Source organism: Pseudarthrobacter sp. efr-133-R2A-89 (assembly GCF_030209315.1).
In the GTDB taxonomy this organism is placed as follows: domain Bacteria; phylum Actinomycetota; class Actinomycetes; order Actinomycetales; family Micrococcaceae; genus Arthrobacter.
The window spans coordinates 214,346-240,103 of the sequence record NZ_JARVSE010000005.1; the positions used below are offsets into that span (position 1 = coordinate 214,346).

At 67.7% G+C, this 25,758-nt stretch carries 20 protein-coding genes and 1 riboswitch; of the genes, 14 read left to right on the forward strand and 6 right to left on the reverse strand.

Going from position 1 to position 25,758, the window contains the following annotated elements; genetic code table 11:
* Positions 1-19: 19 nt before the first annotated feature.
* The 7 genes from coaD (at position 20) to QRM95_RS10215 (ending at position 5,551) form a co-directional block, all read left to right on the forward strand.
* Positions 20-520, forward strand: coding sequence for a pantetheine-phosphate adenylyltransferase (coaD, locus tag QRM95_RS10185; RefSeq protein ID WP_026264218.1), 501 nt, complete (start codon positions 20-22; stop codon positions 518-520).
* A gap of 122 nt (positions 521-642) precedes the next feature.
* The gene (locus QRM95_RS10190; protein ID WP_081624091.1) at positions 643-1,167 is read left to right on the forward strand and encodes a YceD family protein; all 525 of its coding nucleotides are present in this window, start codon (positions 643-645) and stop codon (positions 1,165-1,167) included.
* 36 nt (positions 1,168-1,203) lie between these two features.
* Positions 1,204-1,407 (forward strand): 50S ribosomal protein L32, encoded by a 204-nt coding sequence (gene rpmF / locus QRM95_RS10195; protein WP_009356569.1) that lies wholly within the window; start codon positions 1,204-1,206, stop codon positions 1,405-1,407.
* 20 nt (positions 1,408-1,427) lie between these two features.
* Positions 1,428-2,156 (forward strand): ribonuclease III, encoded by a 729-nt coding sequence (rnc, locus tag QRM95_RS10200; protein WP_018760019.1) that lies wholly within the window; start codon positions 1,428-1,430, stop codon positions 2,154-2,156.
* Between the two features lie 5 nt (positions 2,157-2,161).
* Positions 2,162-3,130: a bifunctional DNA-formamidopyrimidine glycosylase/DNA-(apurinic or apyrimidinic site) lyase gene (gene mutM / locus QRM95_RS10205; RefSeq protein ID WP_285247640.1), complete on the forward strand. Its 969-nt coding sequence runs from the start codon at positions 2,162-2,164 to the stop codon at positions 3,128-3,130.
* Positions 3,131-3,260: 130 nt separating this feature from the next.
* Positions 3,261-4,544, forward strand: coding sequence for an MFS transporter (locus QRM95_RS10210; protein ID WP_285247641.1), 1,284 nt, complete (start codon positions 3,261-3,263; stop codon positions 4,542-4,544).
* The gene (locus QRM95_RS10215; RefSeq protein WP_285247642.1) at positions 4,541-5,551 is read left to right on the forward strand and encodes a TolB-like translocation protein; all 1,011 of its coding nucleotides are present in this window, start codon (positions 4,541-4,543) and stop codon (positions 5,549-5,551) included. The genes QRM95_RS10210 and QRM95_RS10215 overlap by 4 nt, the downstream gene beginning before the upstream one ends.
* Positions 5,552-5,570: 19 nt before the next feature.
* On the opposite strand, the gene QRM95_RS10220 is transcribed toward QRM95_RS10215, so the two are convergent.
* Genes QRM95_RS10220 through QRM95_RS10230 form a run of 3 tightly spaced genes read right to left on the reverse strand, consistent with a single transcriptional unit; the run spans position 5,571 to position 10,287 of the window.
* A complete protein-coding gene (locus QRM95_RS10220; RefSeq protein WP_285247643.1) occupies positions 5,571-6,566 on the reverse strand; it encodes an NAD-dependent epimerase/dehydratase family protein in 996 nt (331 codons plus the stop codon).
* The gene (locus tag QRM95_RS10225; protein ID WP_285247644.1) at positions 6,563-9,271 is read right to left on the reverse strand and encodes an alpha/beta fold hydrolase; all 2,709 of its coding nucleotides are present in this window, start codon (positions 9,269-9,271) and stop codon (positions 6,563-6,565) included. The genes QRM95_RS10220 and QRM95_RS10225 overlap by 4 nt, the downstream gene beginning before the upstream one ends.
* Positions 9,265-10,287: a 3-oxoacyl-ACP synthase III gene (locus QRM95_RS10230; RefSeq protein WP_285247645.1), complete on the reverse strand. Its 1,023-nt coding sequence runs from the start codon at positions 10,285-10,287 to the stop codon at positions 9,265-9,267. Before QRM95_RS10230 ends, QRM95_RS10225 begins: the two co-directional genes overlap by 7 nt.
* Before the next feature lie 227 nt (positions 10,288-10,514).
* On the opposite strand from QRM95_RS10230, the gene smc reads away from it, so the two are divergent.
* Together smc and ftsY are read left to right on the forward strand one after the other, a co-directional pair.
* On the forward strand, positions 10,515-14,102 hold the full coding sequence (smc, locus tag QRM95_RS10235; RefSeq protein WP_285247646.1) for a chromosome segregation protein SMC: 3,588 nt from the start codon (positions 10,515-10,517) through the stop codon (positions 14,100-14,102).
* 82 nt (positions 14,103-14,184) lie between these two features.
* Positions 14,185-15,390: a signal recognition particle-docking protein FtsY gene (gene ftsY, locus QRM95_RS10240; protein WP_285247647.1), complete on the forward strand. Its 1,206-nt coding sequence runs from the start codon at positions 14,185-14,187 to the stop codon at positions 15,388-15,390.
* 64 nt (positions 15,391-15,454) lie between these two features.
* Here the strand turns inward: ftsY and QRM95_RS10245 are convergent, their stop codons facing one another.
* Positions 15,455-16,696, reverse strand: coding sequence for an MFS transporter (locus QRM95_RS10245; RefSeq protein WP_285247648.1), 1,242 nt, complete (start codon positions 16,694-16,696; stop codon positions 15,455-15,457).
* Between the two features lie 225 nt (positions 16,697-16,921).
* Here QRM95_RS10245 and QRM95_RS10250 point away from each other — a divergent pair, with 225 nt between their 5' ends.
* A complete protein-coding gene (locus QRM95_RS10250) occupies positions 16,922-18,277 on the forward strand; it encodes an ammonium transporter (protein ID WP_285247649.1) in 1,356 nt (451 codons plus the stop codon).
* A complete protein-coding gene (locus tag QRM95_RS10255) occupies positions 18,274-18,612 on the forward strand; it encodes a P-II family nitrogen regulator (protein WP_018760008.1) in 339 nt (112 codons plus the stop codon). Before QRM95_RS10250 ends, QRM95_RS10255 begins: the two co-directional genes overlap by 4 nt.
* 112 nt (positions 18,613-18,724) lie before the next feature.
* Here QRM95_RS10255 and QRM95_RS10260 read toward each other — a convergent pair whose 3' ends face one another.
* Entirely contained in the window at positions 18,725-20,143 is a 1,419-nt protein-coding gene (locus tag QRM95_RS10260; RefSeq protein ID WP_285247650.1) for a glucose-6-phosphate dehydrogenase, read from the reverse strand.
* A gap of 84 nt (positions 20,144-20,227) precedes the next feature.
* Between QRM95_RS10260 and ffh the strand changes: the two genes are divergently transcribed.
* Complete coding sequence (ffh, locus tag QRM95_RS10265; RefSeq protein WP_285247651.1) at positions 20,228-21,811, forward strand: signal recognition particle protein; 1,584 nt, start codon at positions 20,228-20,230, stop codon at positions 21,809-21,811.
* Between the two features lie 42 nt (positions 21,812-21,853).
* A complete protein-coding gene (locus QRM95_RS10270; protein ID WP_285247652.1) occupies positions 21,854-22,588 on the forward strand; it encodes an alpha/beta hydrolase in 735 nt (244 codons plus the stop codon).
* Here the strand turns inward: QRM95_RS10270 and thiC are convergent.
* Complete coding sequence (thiC, locus tag QRM95_RS10275; protein WP_285247653.1) at positions 22,585-24,435, reverse strand: phosphomethylpyrimidine synthase ThiC; 1,851 nt, start codon at positions 24,433-24,435, stop codon at positions 22,585-22,587. The two genes, QRM95_RS10270 and thiC, sit on opposite strands and share 4 nt — an antisense overlap.
* Positions 24,431-24,538: riboswitch (TPP riboswitch) on the reverse strand. (Overlaps the previous gene by 5 nt.)
* Before the next feature lie 80 nt (positions 24,539-24,618).
* On the opposite strand from thiC, the gene QRM95_RS10280 reads away from it, so the two are divergent.
* Positions 24,619-25,701, forward strand: coding sequence for an amidohydrolase family protein (locus tag QRM95_RS10280; protein ID WP_285247654.1), 1,083 nt, complete (start codon positions 24,619-24,621; stop codon positions 25,699-25,701).
* Positions 25,702-25,758 lie beyond the last annotated feature (57 nt).

Genomic DNA, 25,758 nt, shown 5'->3' on the forward strand with positions numbered 1-25,758 from the left:
CATGCGGTAGGTTCGGAGCATGAGACGCGCTGTGTGCCCCGGATCCTTCGACCCCATCCACAACGGCCATCTCGAAGTCATTGCCAGGGCTGCCGGCCTTTTTGATGAGGTCATCGTGGCCATCTCCACCAACTACGCCAAGAAGTACATGTTCACCCTGGAAGAGCGGCTGGACATGGCGCGCGAGACGTTGGCTTCGCTCAAGGGCATCGTGGTGGAGCCTGTCGGCGCGGGACTCCTCGCGGAATACTGCCGCCACCGGGGGGTGTCCGCCATCGTCAAAGGGCTGCGCTCGTCGTCGGATTTTGACTACGAGCTGCCCATGGCGACGATGAACCGGCAGCTGAGCGGGGTGGAAACGGTGTTCCTCCCGGCGGAAGCCAGCTACGTCCACTTGTCGTCCACCCTGATCAAGGAGGTGGCGGCACTGGGCGGGAGCGTCTCCGATTACGTGCCCCGCTCGGTGCACCGCCGCCTGGTGACCGGCGAGCCTGGCCCGGATCAGCAGCCAAGACGGTAGGATGGATGGGTACTTCGGCGCCGCCGCATGCCGGTTTGAGTCACCATGGCTCTTCAGGCTAAGATGGTACGTCGGTCATATGTTCAACAGGAGTTCTCATTAAAAGAGATGCTGGTTCGCCCCTGGCGTTCGACGTCAAGGACCTCGGGCGCAGCCCGGGAAGCATGCGGACACTGAAGGAACATGTACCCGCACCGGGTGATCTTGGTGTGGCGCTCATTGGTGTTCAGGAAGGCTCGGATGTCGAGCTCGACCTGAGGCTTGAGGCCGTACACGAAGGAATTCTGGTATCAGGAACTGCAGCCGTCGAAGTAACCGGCGAATGCGGCCGATGCCTGGATCCCCTTGCGTATGACCTTGAGGTCAATGTGCAAGAACTTTTCTTCTATGAAGGCGCTGAGCTTTCGGACGGAGAAGAAGATGAAGAGCAACGTCGAGTCGAGCACGATGTAATCGATCTTGAACCGGTGTTGCGGGACGCGGTTGTCACCAACCTGCCGTTCCAGCCGGTGTGCCGGGAAGACTGCCAGGGCCTTTGCTCCGAATGCGGAGTTCGCCTGGAAGACGAGCCGGGGCACCACCACGAGGTCCTGGATCCTCGCTGGGCTGCCCTAGCTGATATGGCTAAGCCTGACCGGCAAAATTGATTTGTACGTGTTTGTCTAGAGAGAAATGAGTTAGCCGTGGCTGTTCCCAAGCGGAAAATGTCTCGCTCGAATACCCGCGCCCGCCGCTCGCAGTGGAAGGCGACCGCCCCCCACCTGGTGAAGACCGTTGAGAACGGCCAGGTCACCTACAGCCTGCCGCACCAGGCAAAGGTCGTTACCGACTCTGCTGGCACCGCGCTGTTCCTTGAGTACAAGGGCCGCAAGGTCGCTGACGTCTAATCGGCCCAACAGGCTGACTGATGTCGTCAACTGAAGAGCTTCTGAAGCGTCTCGGTGTCTCTATTGACGCCGGGACGCTTCGTCTTGCGCTCACCCACCGTTCGTATGCCTACGAGAATGGCGGCATACCCACCAACGAGCGGCTCGAGTTCCTGGGGGACTCCATCCTGGGCTTCTCCGTGACCGATGCCCTGTACCGGGACAACCCGGACCTGCCCGAAGGCGAGCTCGCCAAGCGCCGGTCCGCCGTCGTCAGCACCCGTGCCCTGGCCGGCATTGGACGCAGCCTGGGCATTGGCGAATACATCTACCTGGGGCAGGGCGAAAAGCTCACCCACGGGAAGAACAAGGCCTCTATCCTCGCGGACACCATGGAGGCCCTGATCGGCGCCACCTACGTCTCCAACGATATCGAGACCGCCCGCCAGCTGGTTATGCGGCTGATCGGCCCGATGCTGAAGGATGCCGCCGTCCTGGGCGCCGGAACCGACTGGAAAACCAGCATCCAGGAACTGGCTGCCAGCCGGCAGCTCGGAAGCATCCACTACGCCGTGGACGGCTCGGGTCCGGACCACGCCCGCACGTTCACTGCCGTCCTGAGCATCGGCGGCAACGCCTACGGCAAGGGCTCCGGGCACTCCAAAAAGGAAGCCGAGCAGGAAGCGGCGGCCGACGCCTGGCGGGTGCTTTCCGGGGCTGAAGCCCACGATGCCGCTGGTACGTCCGCCGGCTCCGCAGCTGCTAAGTAGCCTCCGTGCCGGAACTGCCCGAGGTTGAGGTGGTGCGCCGCGGCCTGGTTCGCTGGGTCCGCGGCAGGACCATCCAAACCGTCGACGTCCTGGACCCGCGCTCCATCCGCCGCCACGCCCTTGGGGCCGGCGACTTCATCGGCAACCTTGAGGGCGCCACAGTGTCCGACGTCGTCCGACGCGGCAAATTCCTGTGGCTGCCGCTGACGGACAACGGCATGGCCGGGGCGGGACACGCCGAACAGCACCAGGCACCGGCGGTGGCACTGATGGCCCACTTGGGGATGAGCGGCCAGCTGTTGATGCAGGGCGTCGGCGTTCCCGACGAAAAACACCTCAAAGTACGGTTGGGGCTCAGTCCACGTGAGGGCATGCCGGACCAGCTGCGGTTCGTTGACCAACGGATTTTCGGCGGCCTTTTCGTTACTGCCCTGGTGCCTACGGAGGACGGCGGCCCCGGCGGTCTCGCCGAATCGCCGCTTCCGTTGATCGCAGCGGAGGCAGCCCATATTGCCCGGGACCCGCTGGACCCCGCATTCTCCTTCGACCTCTTCTACCAACGCCTCCGGAAACGCAAAACCGGGCTCAAACGGGCACTCCTGGATCAGGGGCTGGTGTCCGGGATCGGCAACATCTACGCCGACGAAGCCCTGTGGCGCGCAAAACTTCACTACGCGCGGGCCACCGACACGCTCCGCCGCGCCGAGGCCCAGCGGGTCCTGGACAGCGCCCGGGAGGTGATGCTGGACGCCCTGGCGGCCGGGGGCACCAGCTTCGACTCCCTGTACGTCAACGTCAACGGAGCCTCCGGCTACTTCGACAGGTCCCTCAACGCTTACGGACGCCAGGGCGAGCCCTGCAAACGCTGTGCCGCAGCGGGAATCCAGTCGATCATCCGGCGCGAGCAGTTCATGAACCGCTCGTCCCACACGTGCCCGGTCTGCCAGCCCCGGCCGCGGAACGGCCGCTGGTAGGTTTCCACAACAGGTCTGCGGATTCTTCGGTACCCGCGGCTGCGGGCCGGCTGCAAGACTGTCTGCACGAACTTCGGGTGGGGCCCGCTGCACGCGCACCGCTTCCCGCCCCGGGAAGGACAGGCAGCCCTTGTACATCTCGATCTCGGACCGCAAAGGCGGCCAACAGGACCAGGCCGGCGCCGGTCCTGCCTCGGTCCACCCGGCTTTCCGGTTGTCCCCGGTGATCATCTGGCTGGGCGTGGTCAGCATGATGACGGACATATCGTCCGAGTCCGTCGCCGCCATCCTCCCGCTCTACGTCACGGGCTACCTGGGGCTGTCCACCATCGCATTCGGTGTCATCGACGGAATAAACCAGGGCGCCAGCGCCATCGTGCGGATCGGCGCGGGCTGGGTGTCCGACCGCACCGGCCATCCCAAGTACGTGGCAGCTGCCGGCTACGGGCTGTCCATGCTGGCGCGGGCGGGGTTCCTCGTGGCCGGGGGCTTCTGGGCCCTTGCCGGCATCGTCACCGGCGACAGGATCGGCAAAGGAATCCGGACGGCGCCACGGGATGCCATGATCGCGGCGGAGGCCCAGCCGGAGTACCTGGCGCGATCCTTCGGCATCCACCGGATGCTGGACAACATCGGGGCGGCCGCCGGCCCGCTCATCGCGTTCCTGGTCCTGATGCTGATCCCCAATGGCTTCAGCACCGTCTTTGGCGTCTCACTCGCCTTCGCCGTGATCGGCGTCGCGGTGCTTCTCCTGGTGGTGCCGGACCGGCTCCAGCGGCGGCGGCAACACCCCGGCCGGTCCAGGCCGGTCGTCAGCTGGAATCTGTTGCGGTGGTCGCGCCTGCGGGAACCGGGCCTGGCCCGCCCCATGGCCGCCGCCGGCTTGTTGGGCGTCCTCACCATCGGTGACGGCTTCATCTACCTCCTCCTCCAGCACCGTGAGTCCTTCGCCATCCAGTGGTTCCCGCTGCTGTTCGTGGGCACCAACGCCGCCTTCCTGCTGTTCGCCGTGCCGGTCGGCAGGATCGCGGACCGGTGGGGGAGAGTACCGGTCTTCCTGGCCGGCCACGGTGCCTTGTTGGCCTGCTACCTGCTGGCCGGGCTGCCAACTGCAGGGATCCCCGCCACCATCAGTTGTTTGCTGCTCCTGGGGCTCTTCTACGCGGCAACTGACGGTGTCCTGGCGGCGCTTGTCAGCCAGCTGGCACCACCCGAAAGGCTGGGCACCGCCCTGGGCACCGCACAGACGGTGGTGGCCGTCAGCCGGATGGCGGCCGCATCCGGATTTGGCGTCCTCTGGTTCGCGGCCGGGCCGGGCATGGCCGTTGCCATCGCGACTGCGTTGCTGGCGGCAGCCATCGCGGGAGCAGCGTTGCTGTTCCGCGGCAGCACCGCAGCGGTGCCCACCTCGTGAGGAAGCGGCTGCTCTTTCTTCTTGCGGTCGTCATAGCCACACTTGGCGCCGCAGGTGCCCAGGCGTTCACCGCCTACCAGCAGTCAAGCGCGAGCCGGCAGGCCGCCCCGGACGTGCAGGTTGCCTCCGCCGGTGCGTTGCCGTCCGGCCCCTTCGTGCTGTTCAGGAACACGGCCCCCGGCCAAGGGTTCGGGGAGGCAGCCACGGCGGCCCTGTCTGAACCAAACGGCCGGCGGACCCTCCTGGGCAAGGCCTGCGACAGGGTCTACGCGGCCCGGAACCTGGTCAGCTGCCTGGAGACCAGGAACGGGATGCCCACCTCCTTCGAGGCTTCAACCTATGACAGGTCGCTGGTGCAGCAGGGGACGTGGGCACTCGGCGGGATTCCCAACAGGACACGGGTCAGTGCGGATGGTTCCCTGGTGGCAACCACCGTCTTCGTCTCCGGCCATTCCTATGCGTCGTCGAGTTTTTCAACGCAAACGCTGATTGGCCCGGCGGACGGAAGCAGCCATACCAACCTCGAGGACTACGCCCTGATGGACCATGGCGCACGGATCAAGGCCACCGACAGGAATATTTGGGGCGTGACCTTCAGCCCTGGCAAGCCGAATGAGTTCTATGCCACCGCCTCGTCGCAGGGCAATATCTGGCTGGTCCACGGGGATATCGCCGCCCGGACGCTCACCATCGCCGCGTCCGGCGTCGAGTGCCCTTCGGTCTCTCCCGACGGGCAACGGATCGCCTTCAAGAAGAGCACATCGGGAACCCTGGCAGGAGCCCGGCAGCCCGCCGTCCTCGAGCTGGCCACCGGGAACGTCACCGTCCTGGGTGAGCAACGGGACCTGGACGACCAAATCGAGTGGCTTGACAACGGCACCATCCTGTACGGGATGCCCAGGGAAGGGGCGGGCCCGGACAGCGATATCTGGTCGCTGTCCCTGGAACCCGGCGCGGCACCCCGGCTGTTCATCGAGCATGCCTGGTCGCCCGCCGTCGTCCGCTGACAAGGCGGCTCCGCGGCCCTCAGGTGCGCCGCGGGCCCGCCGTTGAACCTGGCTGGTAGTAGCCGGCCAGCCGTGCCAGACCCTCGTCCAGCGATACCTCCGGGGTCCAGTCCAGGAGCCTCCGGGTTTCTCGCTGGTCGAACCAGTGGGCCGTGGACAGCTGCTCGGCAAGGAAGGCCGTCATGGGAGGTTCCTCCTGGCGGCCAAACCGGAGCCAGGCCCGTTCCACCACCGAGCCGGCAATCCGCGCAAGCCTGCCGGGCACGGACCACGACGGAGCCGGCACTCCGCCTGCAGCGCAGATGCCTGCCAGCAGCTCCCCGACAGGCCGGGGTTCCCCGTTAGTGACCACCAGGGCCTTGCCGTGGACGTGCCCCATGCGGTCCAGTGCCGCCACGATGGCGGCCGCCGCATTGTCAATGAACGTGGTGTCGATCAGGGCAGCGCCGGCATCGAGCAGGGGCAGCCGGCCCCGCGCGGCCCGCTCCAGCACACGCTCCACCAACTGGGTGTCTCCCGGACCCCATACGACGTGCGGGCGCACCGCGGTGGTGCGGAAGTCCTGGGCGTCCGCTGCGAGGGCCAGCAGTTCGGCGCGGGCCTTGGTGCGCGCGTAGTTCCCATGCGCGTGCTCGGGGTCCGCCGGTTCGGCGCCCTGCCCGGCGATTGCGGCGCCCGTGTTGGCCACGGAGGGGGATGACACGTACACCAGGTCCCGCACCCCAGCTTCGCGGGCGGCGTCAAGCAGGCGCCGGGTTCCCTGGACGTTCACCTCGTCAAAGTCCGCTGCACGGCCGGTGAAGGAAACCTTGGCGGCAAGGTGGACCACCGCGGCCATGTCCCGCACCGCGTCCCGGACCGCTGCATCGTCGGTGAGGGAGCCGCAACGGTCCTCGGCGCCGTCGACCCTGGAGGGACGCCGCTGGAAGGTGGCCACGGCGTGCCCCCGGCGTACCAGCAACGCGGCCACCTCCCGGCCCAGGAGCCCGCTCGCGCCGGTGACCAGGACTTTCATGGCGTCTCCGGACGGCCGCCGGCGAGCACCTTCGACGCCCACAGGGAAAGCCGGATCCGGTCGATTTTGGCGTTGTGGCGGATATCCGTGGGCTGGGCGGGAACCACCAGGACCGCTGCAAGGGGCACTCCGGCTGCGGCCGCCGCCGCACGCACCCGCGCGGCCAGTTGGGGATCCGCGGGACCTGCCTTGCGGACGGCCGGCATGGTTTCCACGACCGCGACGACGGCCTGGGTCCCGACCGGGCCCACTCCAACGACGGCGGCCAGTCTGACACTGTCGAGGGATTCGATGGCCTGTTCGGGGCCCACCGGCGTTACCACCGATCCCGGAGCCGTCACGATGTGTGCCAGGCGCCCTTCCACCCACAGTCGTCCCTCGGCGTCGAAGTGTCCCACGTCCCCGGTGCGGTGCCAGCCGGTCGTGGCCGCGCTCGCCTGCTGGGTGAGCCAGAGCCGGTCGTAAGAGTCCTTGACATGCGGGGCGCTGACCAAGATCTCCCCGGTGACGCCGGGCGCCGTCACGGGTTCGGCCACGGGAGTGGTGCCGTCCGCGGAAACGGTGCCGTCCGGGGCCAGTGGCAGGACGGCAACCCGGGCGCCATGGACGGGCAGGCCCACGCAGACCCCGTTGCCGGCCCCCGCTGCGTTCCCGGTACCGGCGGCCCGGATTTGTTCGAGGCTGATGTCGGTGACGGGAAGGGCTTCGGTCATTCCGTACGGTGTGTGCAGCGAGGCCCGGGGCAGCAGCCGCTGCACCCCGGCGAGCAGGGGTTCAGGAACCGGGGCGCCGGCGGAGAGCAGCAGTTCCACGCGGGCCAACGCCGCGGCGCCGCCGGTGGTGAGGCCGTCTTGGGTGGCCAGGACGTTGCGCAGTGCCGCCGGGGAGGCGAAGACCACCGTTGCGTCAACAGCCGCGGCCGCCTGGCCGAGGGCACGTGCCGTCAAGGTACGCGGGGCCGTGACGTCCATGGCGGGCGTCACCGAGACGGCGCCCAGGGCTGGCCCCAGCAGGGCGAAGGGCGCGAAGCCCGCCACCAGCCGGTCACCCGGATTGATCCCGAAGGTTTCCGCCACGGTGTCCCGCATCGCTGCCAGCTGCCGGTGCGTGTAGAGGACGCCCTTGGCGGGTCCGGTTGAACCGGACGTGAACAGGACGGCTGCGGCCTGGTCCGGGTCCGGCCCATCGGCGGTGCGGTGTCCACTCCGGGCACCTGCCCGTGCCAAGGCGGCGAGGGACGTTTCCGCCCCGAGGATGTGGCGGCGGGCGGCGGGCAGGTCGTGCACGCTGACGAGCCTGGCAGCCCAGCCGAGGGCGCGGGCTGCGGCCAGCGCCCTGTCGATCCCGACCAGGACATCCGGGGTGGCACCCTTCACGGCACGGCTCAGCCCCTTGGTGCCCAGGCCGGCGTCGGCCACGACCACCACGGCTCCCAGGCGCAGGCAGGCATAGAGCGCCACCGTGAGGTCCACGCCGGGCGGGACCATCAGGCTCACGCGGCTTCCGTTGCCGACGCCTATTCCGGCGAGCCCTGCAGATACGTCTGCAACGTTCTTTTCCAGTTGTGCCCAGGTGAGCGTGCGGGCGGTAGTGCCGTCGGGCGCCATCTCGGAAATCGCGGTCCCGGTACCGGCGGGCCCGGCCGACAGTTCACCGGGGAGAGCCCAGAGGGGGCGGAACGTGTCCTGCCCGGCGGGGACGGCGTGCCCCGGTCCGGTGCCCCGCGTTCCGGCACTGCCGGCCGCAGCGGTACCGTCCGTCCCGGAACCGATGCCGGCGATGTTGGCGGTGAGCCAGTCGAAGACGGCCGGTGCGATGTCCCTGTCCTCCGCGAGCAGGTGTCCGGCGCCCTCGTAGCGGTGCACCTTGGCTGCGGGAATCCGTTGGATGAGGTCCTTGAGGTACCGGTCGGAGAAGATCGGGTCCCGCGGGCCCCACAACATCAGGGCGGGGACGTCCAGGCCGCGCAGGCCCTCCGCCACACGGGCCAGCGCCGGGTGGCTTGGATGGGATGCGTCCACGGGGATGTCGGCGACAAAGTTTCCCACGCCCTCACGGCGGGAAGCCCCGCGGTAGGGGGCCATGTAAGCGGCGCGGATATCCGCGGGCAGCGGCGGGCTGGCGAGCGAGTGCGTCACCCGCAGGAAAGCGTCCGACGTCGTGGTTCCCCACTTGTGCACGGCGGGGTGAAGCGCCAGGCGCAGCGCCGGCGGGATCTGCGAACTGCCGGGTTGATGGACGGCGGTGTTGGTGAGCACCACACCGGCGAGCTGGTGCTGGTGGGCCAGGGCCCAGCCGAGGCTGATCACGCCGCCCCAGTCGTGGCCGGCGGTGACCACCGGACCTTGCAGGCCCAGCACATCGGTGAGGTCGCCGAGGTCGCTGATCCTGTCGGCGAGGCGGCGGAACACGCCGGTGCGTTCGGAGAAGCCCATATCCAGTTGGTCCACCGCCACCACGCGCCAGGGATGGACCGGATCGGTTCCGGCGGCAAGGAAACGCCGCCAGAGGTAGGACCAGGTGGGGTTGCCGTGGACGCACAGCAGGGTTCCGGCCGGGGCCAGGCCCAGCCGCTCCAGCTGCGGGCCGTTATCGAGCACATGCCAGCGGTGCACCGTGCCTGCCGGGTCCGCGGCCGCGGTGGACGGAACATCGATCCGGCGCGACCACTCGGCGTCCACGCCAGGCCAGGCCGCGATCACCAAACGATTTCCAGCATTGCGGTGTTCAGGCCCGAACCGACGCCCATGCACAGGACCCGGTCACCGCTTCCCAGGGTCTGAGTCTCGGCGGCCAGCGTCATCGGCAACGACGCCGGGCCCACGTTGCCCCAGTGCGGGAAGGTGATGGGTACCTTGTCCGGATCAAGGTCGATCGCGTTGATGATCGCCTGGGTATAGGCGTTGCTCACCTGGTGCGTGACGTAGCGGTCCATCTCCGCCCAGTCCCACTCCGGCTGGGCCTCGTGCCAGGCATCGACCACAAGTTGCAGGCCGCCGTCGAGCAAGCCCTTGGTGTCGGTAGCCATGCCGTCGATGCCGCCCACGCAGAGTTCGTGGTGCTCGGTGCCGGCCCGCATCACACCGCCCACGATCCGGTGGGCGCCCGGGTGCTGGTCCGCCGGACCCAGGACGGCGGCGGCCGCCCCGGAACCGAGCGTCAGCGTGGCGAATTCCCGGTTGAAGTCGTCACGCGTCGTTTCGGGGCGCTGCAGCCGGGCAAGCGTGGCTTCCTGGGTCAGCTGGGCATCCTCGCCGTTCACGATCACCGCGTACCGGATCTGGCCGGAATCGATCATGTTGGCGGCGAGGGTCAGCGCGTTGACGAATCCCAGGCAGGCGTTGGCGAGGTCGAAGTTCATGGCCGACGACGGAAGGCTGAGTCCGTGATGGATCTTCACCGCAACCGAGGGTTCCAGGTTCCGCCGCGTCACCGACGTGTTGATCAACAGGCCCACCTCCGACGCTTCGATGCCCGCTTCGGCCAAAGCCTTGGCGCCGGCCTCAATGGCAGCATCATCGAACGAAGTTCCCGCAGCCCACCAGCGGCGGTGCGTGATACCGGCCACGCGCTCGAGCAGCCGCGGCGGAAACTTCAGCCGCTGCAGGGTGGAGGCCAGCCTGCGGTCGAAATCCGTGGAGCTGACGATCCGCGGAGCCTCGACGCTGCTTACGGAAAGCAGCGCGGTATTGCTGTGCCGGAAGGTTGCGTTACCTGCCAATTCAAGCCCCTCTTCGTTTTTGTCCTGCAGCCACGCGGTGACTGTACCCACATCAGTGCAGGCCCAAGAGCTTAACTATGCCTTTGCTGCCCCCGATCATGCATATTGGCCGGGGGGCGCCGCCGCCGGCCGCGGAGTGCTGGACGGGAAATGTCGCTCCTGCGCAGTAGATTATAGGGAGCCGGTTCCAGCATCGTTCCCTACCCCGCCAGGAGACCAGGAAAGCCTTGCACCTCAAAAGCCTCACCGTCCGGGGGTTCAAGTCCTTTGCGTCGGCCACCACCTTCGACTTCGAACCCGGCGTCACCGCCGTCGTGGGTCCCAACGGCTCCGGCAAGTCCAATGTGGTTGACGCCCTGGCCTGGGTCATGGGCGAGCAAGGAGCCAAGACGCTTCGCGGCGGCAAGATGGAGGACGTCATCTTCGCTGGGACGTCCGGCCGGCCGCCGCTGGGACGCGCCCATGTCTCGCTGACCATCGACAACACGGACGGCGCCCTGCCCATCGAGTACAGCGAAGTCACCATTTCACGGACCCTGTTCCGGACAGGCGGATCCGAGTACGCCATTAACGGTGCCGGTTGCCGGTTGCTGGACATCCAGGAACTGTTGTCCGATTCCGGGCTGGGCCGGGAAATGCACGTCATTGTGGGCCAAGGGCAGTTGGACCGGGTGCTGCACGCCACCCCGGAGGACCGGCGCGGATTTATCGAAGAGGCCGCCGGCATCCTCAAGCACCGGCGGCGCAAGGAGCGGACGGTCCGCAAACTGGAGGCGATGCAGGCCAACCTCCAGCGGCTGACCGACCTCACGGGGGAGATCCGGCGCCAGCTCACGCCGCTGGGCAAGCAGGCGGAAGTGGCCCGCCGCGCCCAGCGTGTCCAGTTCGATGTCCGGGACGCCAGGGCACGCCTCCTGGCCGATGACCTTGTCCAGCTCCAGCATGCCCTCGAACAGGACGTAGCCGACGAAGCCGCGCTCAAGGCCCGGCGCACCGCCGTCGAACAGGAACTTGAAGCCGGCCGCAGGCAGCAGGCCGCCCTGGAACAGCTGGCCGCGGAGGCCACCCCCAGGCTCAACGCTGCCCGCGATACCTGGTACCGGCTGTCAACCGCCCGGGAACGGCTCCGTTCACTGGGCACCTTGGCTACCGAACGCAGCCGCCTGCTGGGCTCCGACGACGCCCCGGCCCCGTCCGGGCGGGACCCGGAACAACTGGAACGCCAAGCTGCACGGGTGCGGCAGGAGTTGGCCGAACTCGAGGCGGACATTGTGCGCCGGCGCCGTGTCCTGGACGCCGCAAGCACCGCGAAGGCCGACGCCGAACAGGCTGCGCGCGCCGAGGACCAGCGGCTCACCGCCCAGTTGAGGGCGGCCGCTGACCGCCGGGAAGGCCTGGCGCGCCTCGCCGGGCAGGTCGCGGCGGCACGGTCCAGGGTGGAGTCAGCCCAGGCCGAGCTGGGCCGGCTCCGCGAATCCCTTGCCGCCGGCACCGAACGGCGCGCCAAGGCACAATCCGAATTCACGGCCCTGGAAAACCAGGTGGCGGGAGTGGAGGAGGGGGAGGAGTCCCTCGACGCCGAGTACGAGGCCGCCAGCGATGTGCTCGATGCGGTGCTGGGCGATATCGCAGGCCTCAAGAACGCCGTCAACGAAGGAATCCGCAAACGGGACGCCCTCGCCGCGCGCCTGGACGCCCTGAAACTCGGCCTTGACCGCAAGGACGGCGCCCGGCACGTGATGGAGGCCGGCCTCCCGGGTATACAGGGCAGCCTCGCAGCCGCACTCACCGTGCAGGCCGGGTTCGAGGCCGCCATCGCTGCTGCACTGGGGCAGGCGTCGGAGGCCGTCCTCGTCCAGGACACCGGCACGGCGGCCGCGGTCCTGCAGGTGCTTAAAGACGACGACGGCGGCCGGGCGGCCCTCCTCCTCGCGTCCGCTGCCGTGGACCAGCCAACGGACGCCCCGGACCTGGAGCTTCCCGGCGGCGCCCGGTGGGCTGCCGGATTGGTGGACGGCCCGGCGGTGGAGGTGGCACTGGTACGGCACCTGCTGTCCGGAACCGTCGTCGTCGCCGGCATGGACGCCGCGGCGGCGCTGGTAGCCTCGCAGCCCGGCGTCACGGCCGTCACCCGGGAAGGCGACGTGTTCACCGCCGTCTCGGCCACCGGCGGTTCGGCCAAAGCACCATCCCTCCTGGAGGTGCAGGCAGCCGTGGACGACGCCGGACGTGAGCTTTCGACGGTGACGGCGGACCTGGAGCGGAACAGGTTCGCACTGGCCGCCGCCGAGGCCCGGCGCGCCGGGGCACAGGAGACTGCGGACGCTGCCCTGGACCGGCTGCATGAATCCGATGCCCGGCTCGCCGCCGTCGCCGAACGCCTGGGGCACCTCAACTCGGTCCTGCGCAGCGCCGTCGGCGAAAGCGACCGGCTGGCAGCCTCCCTGGCCCGCGCAGAAGAGAACGTGGCTGCCGAGGAAGAAGCGCTCGCGGCCATCACCGCCCGGCTCGCGGCCGCCCAGGAAGCTCCCGTCGAGCAGGAACCCTCCACCGAACAGCGCGACGAGCTGGCCGGAGCCGCGTCTGCCGCCCGCGCCGCCGAGGTGGAAGCACGGTTGTCCCTGCGCAGCGCAGAGGAGCAACTGGCAGCCACCGGCAACCGGGCAGCCTCCCTGGAACGCGCGGCCGCCACGGAGCGCCGGGCGCGGGAGGAAGCGGCCGAACGCGCGCGGCGCCGCCGCATCCAGGCCCGGCGGGCCGCAGCCGTTTCCGCGGGGGTGGACATGGCACTTGGCTATGTGGATGTCTCGGTCGAGCTCGCCCGGCATGAACGCGACCTCGCGGAGGAGAACCGGGAGCTGCGGGACCGCGGACTCCGGGAGATCCGGGACTCGAACGACGCCCTGGCCCGCGAACTGGCGGACCTCACAGACAATGTGCACCGCGACGAACTTGCCCGGGCCCAGCAGCGGGCCAGGATCGAGGCGGTGGAGACCCGGTCCGTGGACGAACTGGGCATTACCCCGGAGGCCTTGGTCGCGGAGTTTGGGCCGCACGTCCCCGTGCCGGTCCCGGCGGAAGAGTCCGGCGACAAATGGGCCGCCCTGCGTGCTCCTGTCGACGCCGGCGGCGAGGAGATCCGCGAAGGCAAACCCTATGTGCGGCAGGAGCAGGAGAAGCGGCTGCGGAAGGCCGAACGGGACCTCGCAAGCCTGGGCAAGGTCAACCCGCTGGCACTGGAGGAATTCGCGGCGCTGGAGGAGCGGCACCAGTTCCTCAGCACCCAGCTGGAAGACCTCAAAGCGTCCCGCCGTGACCTGATGGACATCATCAAAGAGGTGGATGACCGGGTCCAGCGGGTATTCGCGGAAGCCTTCGAGGACACCCAGGCCCAGTTCGTCAGGGTCTTCGAGCGGCTGTTCCCGGGCGGCGAGGGGCGCCTGGTCCTCACCGACCCCGCCGACATGCTGACCACCGGCATTGACGTGGAGGCCCGTCCCGCCGGCAAGAGGATCAAGCGGCTCTCCCTGCTCTCCGGCGGCGAACGCTCACTCACCGCGGTGGCCCTGCTGGTGGCCATCTTCAAGGCCCGGCCGTCCCCGTTCTATGTCATGGACGAGGTGGAGGCGGCGCTGGATGACACCAACCTGGGCCGCCTGATCACCATCTTCGAGGAACTCCGGGAGTCCAGCCAGCTGATCGTCATCACCCACCAAAAGCGGACCATGGAAGTGGCGGACGCGCTCTATGGCGTCACCATGCGCGGCGACGGCGTCTCCACCGTCATCAGCCAGCGCATCGGGGCCGAGGTGTAGCAGCCGCACCGCCGGCATCGGAGCAGGTCAGGCGCCCTGCCGGCGCCCGGACCGGGCCGACCCCGTATGAGAAGCTAGGGGAGTGAATGACATCCTTCCCATTGTCCTGTCCATCCTTGCTGCCGTGCTGGTCATCGGCGCGCTGATCCCGGTCCTGATCAAGACGCGGAGGAACATCACCCGCTACCCGGAAACCCGGGACGCGAACGATCCCGAGGTCCGCTCCGGGGGCGGCACGGCGGTGGATGACAGCACCGGCACCATTGAACTCGGAACCCCCGGCGGCGCCGGCCCCGACGTTGTGGACACCACCACCGTCCCGGACGATGCCGCCGGACTCGAAACCATCCCGGTCGAAACCCCGCTGCCAGTCGCAGGGCGCCTCACCCGGCTGCGGGAACGGCTGGTCCGCTCCAACAACATCATGGGCAAGGGCCTGCTGGCCCTGCTGTCCAGCGACCGGATCGACGAGAGCGTTTGGGACGAGGTGGAGGAAACGCTCCTGCTCGCTGACCTGGGTACCGAACCCACCATGCAGCTGGTGGATGCCCTCCGCGAGCGGGTCAAGGTCCTGGGCACCAGGACCCCCGAACATGTCAAGGCCATGCTCCGCGAAGAACTCATCAAACTGGTCGATCCCACCATGGACCGCAGCCTGAACGTGGAGCGGCACGCGGACAAGCCCGCCGTCATGATGGTGGTGGGCGTCAACGGCGTCGGAAAGACCACCACCGTGGGCAAGCTGGCACGGGTCCTGGTGGCCGAGGACAAGGACGTCCTGCTTGGGGCAGCGGATACCTTCCGGGCCGCCGCCGCCGAGCAATTGGCAACCTGGGGCCAGCGGGTGGGCGTGCCCACCGTGAAGTCCGACATCGACGGCGCGGATCCTGCGTCGGTCGCCTACGAAGCGGTGAAGGCAGGCATTGAGCAGGAAGTCGACGTCGTCATGATCGACACCGCCGGGCGCCTGCAGAACAAGGTGGGCCTGATGGATGAACTGGGCAAGGTCAAGCGCGTGGTGGAGAAGCTGGCCGAGGTGGACGAGGTCCTGCTGGTGCTGGACGCCACCACCGGCCAGAACGGCCTGAACCAGGCGAGGGTCTTCTCCGAGGTGGTCAACATCACCGGCATCGTGTTGACCAAACTGGATGGAACCGCCAAAGGCGGCATCGTCGTCGCCATCCAGCGGGCGCTTGGCGTGCCCGTCAAACTCGTGGGCCTGGGGGAAGGCGCCGACGACCTCGCCCCGTTCGATACCGAAAGCTTCGTTGACGCGCTGCTGAACTAGCTGCCCGCCCCACTGGCTCGCACTTGTTGTCGTTTTGAGCCCTCAAAACGACAACAAATGCGAGCTAGTTGGGTTTAACCCGGAGGGTTTCCCGGGTGGGCAACCAGCCGCCGGCCGCCAGCAGCATCATGGCGCCGGTGACCGCGAACGCCCAGCCGAACCCCAGGCCGTCGGCGAGCAGGCCCGCCACGACCGGTCCCACGATCGCCCCGACGTCGGACGTCATCTGGTAGGCGGCCAGCACCTTGCCGCCGGAGCGCCCGTTGCCGATCACGTCCGCGACGGCAGCCTGCTGCGCAGGACCGAAAAGACCGGATCCGACGCCGGCCAGCGTCGATGCCGCGAGGAACCAGGGCAGATCGTGGGTAATGCCGATCGACGCGGTTGACAGGCCAGCCACCACCAGCCCGGAAATCATCATGGGCTTGCGCCCCAGGGAATCCGCCAGCCGGCCCGAGAAGGCCAGGGCGGCCGCGTTCCCGGCCGCGAACACCGCCAGCGCCAAGCCTGCCGCCTGCGGCCCCGCCCCAAAGGCGGCCGCGGCGAACAACGGCACCGTTGCCATCCGGACGCCGAAGGTTGCCCAACCATTCGCGAAGCTGGACAGGAGCGCCGACCGGTAGGTTCCGGTTGACAGGGCATCGCCGAATCGCATGTCCGGTGCGCGTTCCCGCGCCTCGCCGGTGCCGCGGCGCTGATGGCTCAACTGGGTCTGCACCACGAAGGCTGCCACGAGCAGGGCCCCCGCGTACGCCAGGAACGGGACCCGCAGGCCCAGCCCCGCCAGCAGTCCTCCCACGATCGGGCCGCAGACGTTCCCGATCAGGAACGCCGACGCGTAGGCGCCGGACACCCGGCCCCTGCTTTCCGGGGGCGCCAACCGGATCACCAGGGCCATCGAGGCAACGGTGAACATTACCGAGCCGGCGCCGCCCAGGCCGCGGAACAGCAGGAGCTGCCAGTAGTCCTGGGCGAACGCGCACGCCGCCGTGGACAGCGCCACGATCAACAGGCCCGCAACGTAAACGGGGCGTTCCCCACGTTTACCGATCAGCGCGCCCCCGGCAGGGGCGAACGCAAGGCGCATGAACGCGAAGATCGCCACGATGACGGCGGCCTCGGTGTTTCCCACGCCAAAGGTTGTTGCGAATTGCGGCAATACGGGGGCAACAAGGCCGAATCCAAGGGCGATGAGGAACGCTGCGGCCAGCATCACCTTGATGTCCCGCGGAAGCTTCTCCCGTTGCGGCCTCAGACGGGCCAAAATCCGTGCGGTGGCGCCGTTTACCGGGGGTGGTGCCGTCATGGTGCTGAAGTCCTTGCTGGAAAGGGAGCCGGGTGGCTGCGCGAGTGCGGAAACATAACCGTAACAAGGCGGATATGCACCATTTACTTCCTAGAGGTTGTTGTAACAGGCCCGCAATCTAAATCCTCCGCGGCCGAAACACGCCACCCACAAACTCATTACAGGACGCAAAAAGGCGTTGGCAGGCGGACAAGTCCGCACCGAAAGCAAGAGAGGACGTAGGCCATGGAACTCACCGCAGGTCTCGTTTGGCTCCTGGTTGCGGCAGCACTCGTGCTGTTCATGACCCCGGGCCTGGCATTCTTTTATGGCGGCATGACGCGCGCCAAGTCGGCACTGAACATGATGATGATGAGCTTCGTCGCCATCGGAACGGTCGGCATTACGTGGGTGCTGTGGGGCGCCTCGATGTCCACGAGCAACGAGGACAACTTCTTCCAGATCTTCGCCAACCCGTTCAGCCACTTCGGCCTGCACAACTTTACGGATCCGGCGGACCTGCTGAAGGTGGGCTATGCGGCAACGTTCGCGATCATCACCGTCGCTTTGATCTCCGGTGCCGTCGCGGACCGCGCGAAGTTCTCGGCCTGGGTGATCTTCACCCCGATCTGGGCCACGCTGGTGTACGCGCCCCTGGCCTTCATGGTGTGGGGTGGCGGCCTGTTCTCCAAGGACGGCTGGTTCGGCCAGACCTTCGCTCCGGTCATCGACTTCGCCGGAGGCACCGTGGTGCACATCAACGCCGGTGTTGCCGGCCTGGTGCTGGTGCTGATCATTGGTAACCGCAAGGGCTTCGGCAAGGACCCGAACCACCGCCCGCACAACATCCCGTTCGTCATGCTCGGCGCAGCCATCCTGTGGTTCGGCTGGTTCGGCTTCAACGCCGGCGCCGCCGCCACCGTGGAACAGGCCGGCCTGATCTGGATCAACACCCTGGCAGCCCCGGCCGCCGCGATGCTGGGCTGGCTCGCTGTGGAACGTATCCGGGACGGACACCCCACCTCGCTCGGCGCCGCTTCAGGCGTGGTGGCCGGCCTCGTAGCCATCACCCCGGCCTGCGCCAACGTCTCCCCGCTCGGCGCGATTGCCCTGGGCGTCGTCGCCGGTATCGCCTCTGCCCTGGCAGTCGGCCTGAAGTTCAAGCTCGGTTATGACGACTCCCTGGATGTTGTGGGCGTCCACCTTGTCGCAGGTGTCATCGGCACCGTCGCCATCGGCTTCCTCGCCACCCCGGACCAGGGTGCTGCCGGCCTGTTTTACGGCGGCGGCGCCACCCAGCTGGTGGCACAGGTATTGGCAGCGCTGCTCTCCATCGCCTTCACCGCGGTGATGACCCTGATCATCGCCTACCCGATCCACAAGACCATGGGCTTCCGCATCTCCGAGCACCAGGAAATCGCCGGCGCGGACCTCAGCCTGCACGCCGAGACCGCCTACGAGTTCGGCGTCGGCGGCCACGGTGGCAGCTTCCAGCCGCTGCACGACATGGTGACCGGCAAGACCCAGGCGGAAAACCGGGAATCCGCAACCGGAGCACAGCAGGCACAGCCGGCAGCAGGCAAGGAAAGCGTGGGGGCATGAAACTGATCACTGCAATCGTCAGGCCGGAAAAGCTCGAAACAATCCGGGAAGGGCTGGAAGCCTACGGCGTCCAAGGACTCACCGTCAGCGCGGCCAGCGGCTACGGACGCCAGCGCGGCTACACCGAGGTGTACCGCGGAGCCGAATACAACGTGGACCTGCTCCCCAAGATCCGCGTTGAGGTCCTGGCCACCGACGAACAGTCAGACGACATCCTGGACGTGATCATCGCCAGCTCCAACACCGGCCGGGCCGGGGACGGCAAGGTCTGGACCATCGACGTCCATGAAGCAGTGCGCGTCCGGACCGGGGAACGCGGAGTAGCCGCCATCTAGGCGGGACACACCGGTCCTGGGGCCAGGAACGACAGAACGCAACAGCACAGCGGGCGGGAACCGAAAGGTTCCCGCCCGCTGTGCTGTTTCCTGCGCTGGTGCCCTTCCCTGATCAGTCGCCGCCGCCCGCGCCGGTTTCGCGGTTGGTGGGCCACGAAGCCGGGCCGGCCGAACCGGCGTCGTACTCCTCCAACGGGACTTCATCCTTTGCCCACGCCGTGAGCACCGGCTCCACAATCCGCCAGCAGTCCTCCGCGGTATCGCCGCGGACAGACAGCAACGGGTCTCCGGTCAGGACGCCCTCCAGCACCTCCCCGTACGGCAGCAGGTCGGAGGCACTCAACTCCGCCTCCAAGGTGACCCGGCCCAGGCTGAAAATGTTCCCCGGGCCGTTGACGTCGACGTCGAACTCCAGCGTGTCCGGACCAAACCCGATCCGCAGCTGGTTGGGGGAGTCCACCCCCGTGAATCCCCGCGGCAGGTGGGGCACGGGAAGGAAGGTGACCACCGCTTCCTTGCGCTTGTCGCCCAGCGCCTTCCCGGACCGCAGGATGAACGGCACTCCCCGCCAGCGCCAGTTGTCGATATCCACCTGGATCTCCGCGAGAGTCTCCGTTCCGCGGGCGGCATCCACCCCCTCCTCCTTTGCGTAGTCGGGGACGGCCTTCCCCGCAATCGATCCCGCCGTGTAGCGCGCCCGGCGGGTAGTGCCGGTGAACGGTGCATGGACGCTGCTGGCCCGGAGCACGCTGGATACCGCGTCGCGGAGGTCGCGCTCGCCGATGGTGGCCGGCGGTTCGATGGCCATGAGGGCCATGACCTCCAGCAAGTGGCTCTGGATCATGTCGCGGAGTGCGCCGGCACTGTCGTAGTAGCGGGCCCTGCCCTCAAGGGCCAGGTCCTCGTCGAAGAAGATCTCCACTTTCTCCACGTGCTGCCGGTTCCAGACCGGCTCCAGGAAGTTGTTGGCAAACCGCAGGCCCAGGATGTTAAGCACCGTCGCCTTGCCCAGGAAGTGGTCCACGCGGTGGATGTGGTCCTCCGGAACCAGGCGGGCCAGCGTACGGTTCAAGGAGCGCGCCGACTCCTCACTGGAACCGAACGGCTTCTCCATGACCAGCCGGGTGCCCTCGGGAACCTCCTCCGGCTGGAGTGTCTCGCAGGCCTGCTGGCTGATGCGGGGCGGAAGCGCAAAATAGACGGCCACCGGGCCCTTGAGCCCTGCGAGCAGGGACGCCAGGGCACCCTTGGCCGTGACATCCACCTGGTGGTAGGCCGTTTCCTTCTGCAGTGCTTCGAGGGCTTCATTCCCCGGGCCGTCCGCCGCACCGGCTGCGGCCGCGAACGACGAGCGGACCCGTTCCTGCCACTGTTCCTTGGTCCATGGATCCGATCCGGCACCTACCAGCCGGAGTCCTTCCGCCCGGCCCGCCGCCGCCAGCCGGGCAAGGCCGGGAAGGAGGAGCCGGCCGGTGAGGTCGCCCGAGGCGCCGAGGATGAGCAAGGTCTGCACAGATGTTTGGCTCGTCATTTTGCCAGCATGCCACCTGACGCGGCTGACTTGATACCCTAGGTAGTCGAGTCCCGATCATCTCTTGAAAGAAGTTCACGGCGCGTGTTCAATTCACTCTCTGACCGGTTGACAGCAACCTTCAAAAATCTCCGCGGCAAGGGCCGCCTCACCGAGGCCGATGTCGATGCCACGGTCCGCGAGATCCGCCGTGCCCTGCTGGACGCAGACGTCGCCGTTCCGGTGGTCCGCGAGTTCACCGGGAAGGTCCGCGAGCGTGCGCTCGGCGCCGAGGTCTCGGCCGCCCTGAATCCCAGCCAGCAGATCGTCAAGATCGTCAACGAGGAACTCGTGGAGATCCTTGGCGGCGAAACCCGCAGGATCCGGCTGGCCAAGAGCGGACCCACCATCATCATGCTGGCCGGCCTCCAGGGTGCAGGCAAGACCACCCTGGCCGGAAAGCTCTCCAAGTGGCTGAAGGCCCAGGGCCACAGCCCCATGCTGGTGGCCTGCGACCTCCAGCGCCCCAACGCCGTCACCCAGCTCCAGGTGGTGGGCCAGCGCGCCAACGTCCCCGTCTTCGCCCCGCACCCCGGCGCCACGTCCACAGAGCTGGACCACCCTGCCGGCGACCCGGTCGCCGTCGCCCGTGCCGGCGTCGAGGAAGCCAAGCGCACCCTGCACGACGTCGTGATCGTGGACACCGCCGGCCGCCTGGGCGTCGACGCGGACATGATGGAGCAGGCCCGCCAGATCCGCCGCGCCATCGTCCCGAACGAAGTCCTCTTCGTGATCGACTCCATGATCGGCCAGGACGCGGTCAACACGGCCCTCGCCTTCGATGAGGGCGTCAACTTCACCGGCATCGTGCTGTCCAAGCTCGACGGCGATGCCCGCGGCGGTGCCGCACTGTCGGTCGCCTCGGTGACCGGGAAACCGGTCATGTTCGCCTCCACCGGCGAAGGCCTGGACGACTTCGAACTCTTCCACCCGGACCGGATGGCCTCGCGCATCCTGGACATGGGCGACATCCTCACCCTCATCGAGCAGGCCGAGAAGTCCTGGGACAAGGACGAAGCAGCCCGGATGGCGAAGAAGTTCGCCGACCAGGAAGACTTCACACTCGAGGACTTCCTCGCCCAAATGCAGCAGATCCGCAACATGGGCTCCATGAAGAAGATGCTCATGATGATGCCGGGCGCGCAGAACATCCGGCAGCAGCTGGAGCAGTTCGACGAGCGCGAAATCGACCGCGTCGAGGCAATTGTCCGGTCCATGACACCGCACGAGCGCCTCGCCCCGAAGATCATCAACGGATCCCGCCGGGCGCGCATCGCCCGCGGCTCCGGCGTCCACGTCTCCGAGGTCAACGGCCTGCTGGAACGCTTTGCGCAGGCCCAGAAGATGATGAAGAAGATGGCCCAGGGCGGCATGCCGGGAATGCCCGGGATGCCGGGTATGCCCGGTGCCGGTGGGGGTGCGCGGAAGAACGCCAAGAACGCGCCCAAGAAGAAGGCGAAGTCCGGCAACCCGGCCAAGGCTGCGCAGGAACGCAAGGATGCCGAGGCCCGGCGCGCCAATGCAGGCAAGGCGCTGCCCACCGGTGCCGCGTTCGGGCAGCAGGGCGGCGACTTCGATCCGTCGCAGTTGAACCTCCCCAAGGGCTTCGACAAGTTCCTGGGCAAGTAGCAGTTCCCCACGGATGTCGGTGCCGTGGAATAGGGTTGGGTCATGTTCAAGCAGCGGGTAGTTTTCGTGCACGGCGCCGGTGCTTTCGGCGCCGCCGCGTGGCCCCGCCAGCACGGCATGGCGCTGTCCTTCGACGCCCTGTTCCTTCGCCGGCAGGGCTATGACGCCGTCGCGGAGCCGGTTGAATCATCATTTGCCGAGGACACTGCCATTGTGCTGCGGTCCCTGGCCGATGATGGCCGCGGCGCCGCCGGCGGACACGTGGTGGCGCACTCCCAGGGAGCCATTCCTGCCATGATGGCGGCCGTCGAACGCCCCGACCTCGTCTACTCACTGACCCTGGTGGAACCGGCGTGCCTCTCCCTGACCGCGGAGCTGCCGGCCACGGCGGCACACATCAGCCTGATGAAGCCGCTCCTCGAGGTCCGCCACCAGCTCAGTGACGAGGACTTCCAACGGGAGTTCGTCCGGCGGGTCTATGCCACGGACCTGCAGCAACCTGCCACCACGGAGGAGAAACGGTCCGCGCGTCGGCTGCGGCTCCAGGTCCCGTCGTGGGAAGCACCCCTGCATATTGTTCCCGGCGTCCCCACCCTGGTCCTGACCGGGGGGTGGGAGCCGCTGTACGAGGAAATTGCCGGTTACCTGCGGGAGACCGGCGCCCTGCACCGCGTAGCCGCGGGCGGGCACCGGCCCCACGACTCGGTGGAAGGCGACCGGACCATCCGCCAGTTCATCAGCGAGGTCAGCCGCAGCCAGCCGGCCCGCGCCTCCTAGCCGCCGGCAGGCACCTGCAACTCCGGAAGGTAGACCTTGCCGCCGGCAGCCAGGAACTCCTGGCTCTTCGCCCGCATCCCCGACGCCGCCTCGGTGAGCGCCGCCTGCGCCTCAGCCGAGCCGTATTCATTCCTGATGTCCTGGCTGATCCGCATCGAGCAGAACTTGGGTCCGCACATTGAGCAGAAGTGCGCTGTCTTGGCGGGTTCGGCCGGCAACGTCTCATCGTGGAAGGATTCCGCCGTCACCGGGTCCAGCGACAGCGCGAACTGGTCGCGCCAGCGGAATTCGAACCGTGCCTTGGACAACGCATCGTCCCGCTCCCGCGCCCCCGGGTGGCCCTTGGCCAGGTCCGCTGCATGGGCCGCAATCTTGTACGTGATGACGCCGGTCTTCACGTCGTCTTTGTTGGGCAGGCCCAGGTGTTCCTTGGGCGTGACGTAGCAGAGCATGGCGGTGCCGTACCGTGCGATTTCGGTGGCCCCGATTGCCGAGGTGATGTGGTCATAGCCGGGCGCCACATCGGTCACCAGCGGACCGAGGGTGTAGAACGGCGCACCCTTGCACAGCTCCTGCTGCCGCTCCACGTTTTCCCGGACCAGGTGGAATGGCACGTGGCCGGGGCCTTCGACCATCACCTGGACGTCGTACTCCCAGGCACGCTGCGTCAGCTCGGCCAGCGTATCCAGCTCAGCGAACTGCGCCGCGTCGTTGGCGTCCGCCGTGGAGCCGGGCCGCAACCCGTCACCCAGGGAGAACGCGACATCGTACTTCGCGAAGATTTCGCAAAGTTCGTCAAAATGGGTGTACAGGAAGTTCTCCTGGTGGTGGGCCAGGCACCAGCCGGCCATGATGGAGCCACCGCGTGAGACGATGCCCGTCACCCGGTTGGCCGTGAGCGGGACGTACCGCAGCAGGACGCCGGCGTGGATGGTCATGTAGTCCACACCTTGCTCGCACTGCTCAATGACGGTGTCCCGGAAGATTTCCCAGGTCAGCGCGTTGGCCTCGCCGTTGACCTTTTCCAGTGCCTGGTAGATCGGAACCGTTCCGATCGGGACAGGGGAGTTGCGGATGATCCATTCCCGGGTGGTGTGGATGTCGTCCCCCGTGGACAGGTCCATCACCGTGTCGGCACCCCATTGGGTGGCCCACTGCAGCTTGTCCACTTCCTCGGCGATGGAGCTCGTCACGGCAGAATTACCGATGTTTGCGTTGATTTTCACCAGGAAGGCCTTGCCGATGATCATGGGCTCGGACTCAGGGTGGTTGATGTTGTTCGGGATGATGGCGCGCCCGGCGGCTACCTCGCTCCTGACCAGTTCCACGTCGCAGTTCTCCCGGAGCGCCACGAAACGCATTTCCTGCGTGATGGTGCCTTGCCGGGCGTAGTGCATCTGCGTCACGGTACGGCCGTCGACGGCGCGGCGGGGCACGGGCCGGGCGCCCTTCCACTCCGCGGAGGCGGCGCCACGGCGCACGGCCGAGCGGCCGTCGTCGAGCAGGTTGCGTTCCCTGCCGGTGTAGGCCTCGGTGTCCCCGCGCGCCACGATCCATTCGGCCCGGAAGGGCTCCAGGCCGCGGACGGGGTCGCTTCCCGGTCCGGCGGTCCGGTACGTGCGGAAAGGTGCGTTCGGCTGCCCGTTGGGGGATGGCTCCAGGGCAATTTCGGTGACCGGGACCCGGATGCCGGAACCGGCGTCGTCGATGTAAGCCAGTGAATGCGACTTCAGCGACTGCGTTGCCTGGACGTGGGATTCGGCACTGGACCCGGTGCCGGGACCGTTGGCCGCATCGGAACCGGATGGCACCAGGGCAGGGTTCAACTGGGTGTTTTGCGTACTCAAGGGAATACTCACTTCCTTCGCCGGCATTACCCGGACAGGTTCAACGGTCGCAGGCTGCGTCAGCCCGATCTCAGCCCCTGCAGGGGCACCCGTGTGGTCAGCAACGAAGCTACCACAGCCCTCCCGAAGCCCGCTGTAACAATCGATGGTGCTAGCCTGACCGGGCAACGAAAGGATGCCCGGATGGCAGGAATCATTCACTTTCGCGGTCCCGTCCTGACTGCACCGGACAGGGTGCGGCAGGGACTCTGGTCCGTTGGCGGCACGCTCACTTTCCGCCGGCCCGCACAGCCACCCGACCGGGTACTTGACGGCTGGGTACTGCCGGGCTTCGTGGACGCCCATTGCCATATCGGGCTGGGGCCGGCCGGTCCGGTGGAGGCCGCCGTGGCGCAGGAACAGGCGCTTGCGGACCTCAATTCCGGAACCCTCCTGGTCCGCGATGCGGGCTCGCCGGCCGATACCCGCTGGATGCAGGGCGGCAAGGACTTCCCGGTGCTGATCCGCGCAGGCCGGCACATAGCCCGGACCCGGCGCTACCTGCGCGGCTTTGCCCATGAGGTCGAACCCGAGGACCTGGTAGAGGCCGTGCGCAAGCAGGCCCGGGACGGGGACGGCTGGGTCAAACTGGTGGGGGACTGGATCGACCGCGGCGCCGGTGACCTGGCGCCGTCCTTTCCGGCCGCCGTCGTCCGCGACGCGGTCCAGGCTGCACACGACGAAGGTGCCCGGGTGACAGCCCACTGCTTCGCCGAAGACACCCTGGACCAGATGCTCGACGCCGGCATCGACTGCATCGAGCACGCCACCGGGCTGCTGCCACGGCACCTGCCCCGGTTCGCCGGGCAGGGCGTGCCGATCGTGCCCACCCTGATCAACATCGCCACCTTCCCGGACATTGCCGCCCAAGCGGAGCCGAAGTTTCCACGGTACGCAGCCCACATGCGGTCCCTCTGGGAGCGGAGGCTGGAGCGCGTGGCCGAGGCCCATGCCGCGGGGGTGCGCATCTTCGCCGGAACAGACGCCGGCAGCGTCATCGGGCACGGCCGCATCGCGGACGAAATCCTCGCCCTGCACGGTGCGGGCCTGCCGATGACTGCCGCACTGGATGCAGCGTGCTGGGCGGCCCGCCGTTGGCTCGGAGCGGACGGCCTGGAAGAAGGCGCACGCGCCGATGTGATCGTGTGCCGTGAGGATCCACGGGCGGTCCCGGAGACCATCGGCAGGTTGGAACACGTCGTGATCGGCGGCAGCATTATCCGCTGACCAAAAGTGCGCCCGGGACTTGGAATAAATTGAAGCTTCAAGTAATTTTAAGAAGTG